This is a genomic window from Saccharopolyspora sp. NPDC002376, from assembly GCF_053593195.1.
In genome coordinates this window covers 36032-42959 of record NZ_JBSFBZ010000064.1, presented here as the reverse complement: position 1 = coordinate 42959, position 6928 = coordinate 36032, and the positions used below count along the sequence as shown (strand labels likewise).

At 66.4% G+C, this 6928-nt stretch carries 4 protein-coding genes and 1 pseudogene; 3 read left to right on the top strand and 2 right to left on the bottom strand.

Annotation, left to right across the window (positions count from 1 at the left end):
- The first annotated feature begins 435 nt into the window (after positions 1–435).
- The 3 genes and pseudogenes from ACWCO2_RS31235 to ACWCO2_RS31225 all read left to right on the top strand — a co-directional run bounded on the left by ACWCO2_RS31235 (position 436) and on the right by ACWCO2_RS31225 (position 4528).
- Positions 436–1654 (top strand): annotated as a pseudogene (locus ACWCO2_RS31235) (IS110 family transposase).
- A gap of 910 nt (positions 1655–2564) precedes the next feature.
- Positions 2565–3572: a sporulation protein gene (locus tag ACWCO2_RS31230; RefSeq protein ID WP_450131377.1), complete on the top strand. Its 1008-nt coding sequence runs from the start codon at positions 2565–2567 to the stop codon at positions 3570–3572.
- A gap of 290 nt (positions 3573–3862) precedes the next feature.
- Positions 3863–4528 (top strand): ion transporter, encoded by a 666-nt coding sequence (locus ACWCO2_RS31225; protein ID WP_450131376.1) that lies wholly within the window; start codon positions 3863–3865, stop codon positions 4526–4528.
- A gap of 146 nt (positions 4529–4674) precedes the next feature.
- On the opposite strand, the gene ACWCO2_RS31220 is transcribed toward ACWCO2_RS31225, so the two are convergent.
- Both ACWCO2_RS31220 and ACWCO2_RS31215 read right to left on the bottom strand, forming a co-directional pair.
- Entirely contained in the window at positions 4675–6018 is a 1344-nt protein-coding gene (locus ACWCO2_RS31220) for an MFS transporter (protein WP_450131375.1), read from the bottom strand.
- A gap of 215 nt (positions 6019–6233) precedes the next feature.
- On the bottom strand, positions 6234–6779 hold the full coding sequence (locus tag ACWCO2_RS31215; protein WP_450131374.1) for an N-acetyltransferase family protein: 546 nt from the start codon (positions 6777–6779) through the stop codon (positions 6234–6236).
- Positions 6780–6928 lie beyond the last annotated feature (149 nt).

Here is a 6928-nt window from a genome sequence, read left to right as displayed (position 1 = left end):
TCCAGCACCACACGATCGCCGTATTTGCGCTGCCTGCCGCCCTTTTCCCGAGCCCGCACCGGCATCAACGGTCCCAGCACGGCCCACACCTCATCACTGAGACCGGACGGCGTGATGCGACCAGGCGGTCGTTTCGTCGTAGAGGGTGCCGGTCTTGAGGCAGCCGTGGAGGATGCCCGAGAACATCGCGGCTTGACATTTCAGCTCCTGGGATTTCCCTAAGGTGGATCTTGTTCGGGGTAAGTGCCCCGAATGCCCAGTGCGACGGGGTGTGGCTGCTGGGATGTTTGCCTCTGTCGTGGCTTTGAAAGAATGGCCGCCCCGTCGCTCTGGACGCCCTGGCCACTGATTCAGATCTGATGCGGACCGTCGCTGTTTAGGGACCTGTTGGCAGGGTTGTCCACGGGGTTGACCTGCAACAACAGGAGAACGTGAGTGAAGGTTCGGCCGCTGATCTGGGTCGGTATTGACGTAGGGAAGACCACGCATCACGCGTGCGCGATGGACATTGACGGAAAGGTCGTGTTCTCGCAGAAAGTGGCCAACAACCAGGCCGCGATCGAGCAACTCATCGCCCGTGCCGGGAAGTCGGCGGCCGAGGTGCGGTGGGCGATCGATCTGACTAGCAACGCCGCTGCGCTGCTGGTCACGGTCCTCGTCACGACCGGCCAGCCGGTGGTCTATGTGCCCGGCCGGGTGGTCAATCGGATGACCGGCGTGTTCCGCGGCGAGTCCAAAACAGACGCTAAGGACGCCCGGGTGATCGCCGAGACCGCGCGCATGCGCGCCGACCTCACCCCGGTCACCGCCCCGGATGAAAAAGTGGTCGAACTGACCCGGCTGACCGCGCACCGCGCACCGCGAAGACCTCATGGCCGACTGGGTCCGCGGGGTCAACCGGCTGCGCGACCTGCTCAGCAGCATCTTTCCCGGACTTGAAAAGGCTTTCGACTACTCCGCCCGCTCGCCACTGATCCTGCTCACCGGCTTCCAAACCCCCGAGTCCATCCGGGCTGCCGGCGAGACAGGGCTGGTCTCCTACCTGCGCGAGCACAAGGCTTGGGCCAAGGGGATCCCCGGCATGGCCGCCGCCGCGCTGGCCGCCACGGAGGCCCAAACCGTCCGCCTGCCGGGCGAAGCGACCACAGCGGTGCTCATCGCCCGCCTGGCCACGCAACTGCTCGAACTGGACCGGCAGATCAAGGACACCGACAAGCTGATCACCAGCCGGTTCCGGGAACACCCGCAAGCCGAGATCATCGAATCGCTGCCCGGCTTCGGCCCGATCCTCGGCGCAGAGTTCGTCGTCGCCACCGGCGGCACCTTGTCCGGATTCGCCACCTCGGGGCGCTTGGCCTCCTACGCAGGGCTCGTGCCAGTGCCACAGGATTCCGGTCGTGTCACTGGGAATCTGCGTCGGCCGAAACGCTACAACCGCAGATTGCGGCGCGTGTTCTACATGGCTGCGCTGTCCAGCATCAAGAGTCGCGGCCCCTCGCGCACCTTCTACGACAAGAAGCGCAGCGAACGACTCATCCACACCCAAGCCCTGCTCGCACTGGCCCGCCGCCTGGTCGACGTGCTCTGGGCCCTGCTGCTCGACAGACGAACCTTCAGCCCAGCCGGGCCACAAAAAGCTACTGCTGCAGCTTGACATGATCATTCAGATTCTTTCAGGCTCGGCGATGGCGAGGTTCTTGGGCAATTTCCATCACCGGCCACCCCGATCCGGGGCGCCGATCACGATGTGCGGTTGGCCGGGACCACGTCCCGGCCCGGTACTGCATCCCGGGATTGTGCCTCGGGCACTGGAGGTGTCACTCCTCATCATCGAAAGGGAGGAAAGGGACACTGAGCTATATCCCGAACGGAGTAGTCCCGCGGGAGCCGAAGTAGATCGAGATCACTGGAACGGGGCATCGAGAGCGTCACCCTCGTAGTCGCCACTTCTTTTCAGGCTCGGTCGATCACCGACCGCTAGGACCGTCCAGGTGGATGATGTTGCGTTGATCACCATAATTGCGGTGTTTGTCCGGAACTCATTGGTCTAGTGTTCCGTTGCTATGTGCACGGATGACGACCCTGGAAGTACCTGCCGCACCCCTCACAGCCGGATGGGTGCGAGGGGTGCGGCGACGCTGGAAAAGCACGTCAGCACGCCGAACAGCCCGATCTTCAGCTGGGGTGAGTTGAGTCCAGCCCACGATGGCGTTGCCGCATCGGCGGACGCGCGCGCACTCCTCCCCCATGGCATTCACCAGCCCCGCTTCCGCGCGCTGCAGCGGCTTTTCACGGTTGCGCGACGCGATGAACACGCGTGCACGAGAGGCCCAGACGTGGCCTTGGCCTTTTCCTCGTCCATGCCAGCGGCCCCGAAGAAGCTCCCGTTGTCCGCGCGACTCGCTCGCGCGGCGCAGACGTGCGCGAGTTCGCGGCTTCCGGGTCCTGCCCGACCGCACTAACTCCTGATCAGAGCAAGAAGCTCCACTACCGCTACCCGCAACCCATCGCCAACTACTCACCGCAACTGATCGACAGCGAAGAGAAGAGGAAGGGCCAGCAGAATGGTCTTCAAGAAGCTCCTGGGCGCGCTCGGCGTCGGCGGCCCGTCGGTGGACACCGTGCTGCACCACCAGCACGTCCGCCCGGGCGAGAACCTCGCCGGGGAAGTCCGCATCACCGGCGGGAACCAGGACGTCACCGTCGAGAACGTCGCGCTCGGCTTCGTCACGCGTGTCGAAACCGAACACGGCGGCCATGACGGGCATGCCGGCGTGGAGTTCCACCGCGCCGTGGTGGCCGGCCGGTTCGAGCTGCGCGAGGGCGAGCACAAGACCATCCCGTTCCAGCTGCCGGTGCCGTGGGAAACGCCGATCACCAGCGTCTACGGGCAGCACCTGCACGGCATGACGCTCGGCGTGCGCACCGAGCTGGCCATCGCCAAGGTCGCCGACAAGGGCGACCTCGACCCGGTGTCGGTGGAACCCCTGCCCGCGCAGGAGAAGGTGCTGGAGGCGTTCTCCCAGCTCGGTTTCCACTTCAAGAGCGCCGACCTGGAACACGGCCAGTTGCACGGCGTCCGCCAGGAACTGCCGTTCTTCCAGGAGATCGAGTTCTACCCGCCCCAGCAGTTCGCGGGGCGGATCAACGAGGTCGAGCTGACCTTCGTCGCCGGCCCGCACGGGCTGGACGTGGTGCTGGAGGCCGACAAGCGCGGCGGGTTCTTCACCCCGAGCCAGGACACCTTCGGCCGCTTCCACGTCTCCCACGAGGAAGCCCTCGGCACCGACTGGACCGGGCGGATCCACGGCTGGCTGGAACAGGCCGCCGAACGCCGCGGCGCGGTGGGCCACGACGGCGGCTTCGGCCACCACCCGGAGTACGGCCACCCGCACGGCTACAGCAACCAACCGCACGGCCACTACGACGACGATCATCACCACCGACGTGGATCCGGGATGGGCGGCATGGTCGCCGGTGCCGCGCTCGGCGCCGGCGCCGGATTCCTCGGTGGCATGGTCGCAGGCGAGATGATCGAGGAAGTTTTCGAGGACGACGAAGAAGAATTCTGAGCGCAGACAGGCACTCTTACAGCGGGCACCGGCGCCGACCGGTGCCCGCTGTGCGCTAACAGTCCGAGGATCGCGTACGACAAGGCGAAGATCTCTCGATATGTTGATCACTGACTTTTCGGCGGTCCATTCGGGAGCCCTGTGTGTTAGCGCGTGAACGCGTCCGGGCGATGGCGGATGCACCACTCACCCAGCGGGTGGTCATCGCGGTCATCCTCGTCAACGCCGTGACGCTCGGCTGCGAGACCTCCCCCGGCCTGGTCGCCAGCCACAGCTAGCTGCTCCACGCGGTGGACCGGGCCGCGCTGGCGGTGTTCGCGGTGGAGCTGGCCGCCCGCCTGTACGGCCACGGCTGGCGCTTCTTCCGCGACCCGTGGAACTGCTTCGACGCCGTCATCGTCGGCATCGCGCTGCTGCCCACCACCGGCGCCTTCGGAGTCCTGCGCGCGCTCCGCATCCTCCGCGCCCTGCGGCTGATCTCGGTGATCCCCAGCATGCGCCGCGTGGTCAGCGCGCTGCTCACCGGCGTCCCGGGGATGGCCTCCATCGCCGCCCTGCTGGTGCTGATCCTCTACGTGGGCGCGGTGATCGCCACCAAGCTGTTCAGCGCGGTCGCCCCGGACTACTTCGGCGACCTCGGCGACTCGCTGTTCACACTGTTCCAGGTGATGACCGGGGAAGCCTGGTCCGAGGTCGCCCGCGCCGTGATGGACGAGGAACCGCTGGCCTGGATCTTCTTCATCGGCTACATCGCGATCACCACGTTCACCGTCCTCAACCTCTTCATCGCCGTCGCCGTGTCCGCGATGGAATCCCAGGTGGGCCGGCAGCAACCCGAGCAGGAAGAACCCGAGACGATGCGGCAGCTGCTCGACGAAGTCCGCCAATTGCGTGCCGAAGTGCGGAGCCTCCACACCGCTCAAGACGAAGTGCCGAGTCGAACCGCTGCGACGTGATCGCTGAGACAACAGCGATCACGCGCGTGGACCGAGGCGCGACGGCACGGGACGCACCTGGAGCGAAGCTCGCCAGCGTCGATCCCAGCCAGCCAACGAGTGTGGCACTTACGTCAGCGGCGTCCCTACGACGACCGGGAACCCGGTCAACGGGGCCAGGTGTGGTGGAGTTCGTCGAGGCGGTAAGGGTGAGTGTGGCGCCACGCGCCGGTCGCGCCGACGAGCTCGGCGTTGTGAAGGTGTTCGTGCCCTTGAGCTAGATCGTGGTGGTCGTGTTCGTGCTCGTCGGGGTCGTGCGCAGGCCAGACGCGCGCGGCTACCACGGTGGCTGCGGCTGCCAGACCGGCCAGCACCGCAAGGGTCCACGTTGTTCCGGCCACGGCGGCGAGCCAGCCCGCAAGCGGGTACGTGATCAGCCAGCAGCCGTGGGACAGGGCGTAGTCCGCAGCGAACAAGGCGGTGCGCTGACCGCTGTCGGCGCACCGGCGCAGCAGGCGTCCGATGGGGGTGAGCACCAGAGATCCGGCCGCACCGATTAGTGCCCAGATCAGCAGAAGCCCGGGCCAGCGCCAGGCTTCGCCGCTGTTGAGCACCGCGATGGCCGTGACGAGGGCGGCTGCGCCGATTGCACTGCCGACGAGCATCAGCGGCCGTTCGGCGAAGCGCTGTAGGGCACGAGGCAAGGCGAGGGCGATCAGCAGCGACCCGATACCGTAGGCGCCGAGGGCCAGGGTGACGTCGGATTCGCTTCCGACGAGATCATCTCGCACGGTGGTGACGGTGTTGACCAGCACCATCGACCCGGTGGCGGATACGGCCATGTGCAGGGCGAGCAGGCCCCGCAGCCTGGGGACAGCGAGATATCGGCGTACACCGAGGGTGGTGCGGCTGAACAGACCGCCGGAGCGCTGAGCCGGGCGAGGACGGGGCAGCACTGTGGAGAGGACCAGCAGCGCCGAGGCTGCGAATCCGGCCGCTGTGCCGAGAAACAGCGTGTTGAGGCCGACGAGTGTCAGGGCTGCGGTGGCAAGGGCAGGACTGACCAGCCTTTCCGAGTCATAGGCCAGCCGGGACAGCGACAGGGCGTTGGTGTAGTCGTCCTCGTCGGTCAGCAGATCGGGAATCGTGGCCTGGAAGACCGGGGTGAACGCGGCCGACGCGGCCTGGAGCAGGAACACCAACAGGTAGATCTGCCAAATCTGGTCCACCCACGGCAACATCACGGCAGCTGCCGCCCGGACCACGTCCAAGGCGACCAGGACCGTCCGCCGGGGGAAGTGGTCGAGCAGGGCGGTGGCCACCGGCGCGATGATCACGTTCGCGGTCATCTTGATGGCCAGCGCGGTTCCGAGGACCACGCCCGCCTGCGCCCCGGCTATTCGATACGCGAGTAGTGCCAGCGCAACGGTGGCCAAGCCGGTCCCGAGGAGGGCGATGATCTGCGCGGTGAACAGGCGGCGGTAGGTCTGGTAACGCAGGACGCGCAGCATGGCTCTCCCCAGTCGTGTCGTCGTGATCGACCACAACATATGTGCTCATGTACGCACGCGACAACGCTGCAACAGCCGATCACTGGCAGCAACAACACCCTGGCGAGCAACCACCGCGGAGTGCCGGCCCCGCCACGAGGACAGGCACTCTGCGCCCCGAACGCTTTCAAGAGCGGGATCTGGCCGCGTACGCGCCCAGATCCCGCATCGGGGCGTCACAGCGGGGTCAACACCATGAGGATCTCGTCCCGATCATCATCCGGCGCCAGGCGCAACGCTCCTGGCCAGCGGCCGATCTCCTTCCACCCCAATCGGCCATAGAACTCCTCCAGCCCCACCCCGGCCCGCGCCGCGAGGTGGAGTTGCTCCAAGCCCATGCCGTCGCGGGCGACCTCCCGCGCGTAGTTCATCAGGGCGGCCCCGATTCCCCGACCGCGGAAATCGGTGTGTGACTGGACGTGGTGAACGGTCCCCCAATGCGCCACCAGTGGATCCATATCGCGGCGGATGTTGAGCCAACCCGCCAGAGCGCCCTCCGCCATCACGAGCACCAGGCGACTGCGGCGCGGATCGAGCGCAGCAATGAGCCGATCCGCGACAGGCCTGACTTGCGAAACGCGGACCGGCGGAAAAGGAAACCCCACCGCCCCACCGGCATTGCTGACGCTGGTCCAGCATTCGACGAGAGCGGTTGCCAGTTCCGGCGTGACGTCCTCCGCGCGGGATATCTGGCGGAGAGCAAGGGCATCACGAGTAGTCATGGCCGCGAAGTGTCGCACTCGGGGCTGACAGCCGGGTGCAACACTTCGCTCGCCTCACTTCCAGCTGGCCGGCATCACCGAGATGATCAATCCACTGTGGACAGTTCTGGTTTGCCGGCACTGCCTGGCATCCGGGATCAGTCCCGGAA

Excerpts from the sequence above, each read along its gene's own strand:
- ACWCO2_RS31230 (WP_450131377.1), top strand. The coding sequence starts at position 2,565 with ATGGTCTTCAAGAAGCTCCTGGGCGCGCTCGGCGTCGGCGGCCCGTCG.
- ACWCO2_RS31220 (WP_450131375.1), bottom strand. The coding sequence starts at position 6,018 with ATGCTGCGCGTCCTGCGTTACCAGACCTACCGCCGCCTGTTCACCGCG.
- ACWCO2_RS31215 (WP_450131374.1), bottom strand. The coding sequence starts at position 6,779 with ATGACTACTCGTGATGCCCTTGCTCTCCGCCAGATATCCCGCGCGGAG.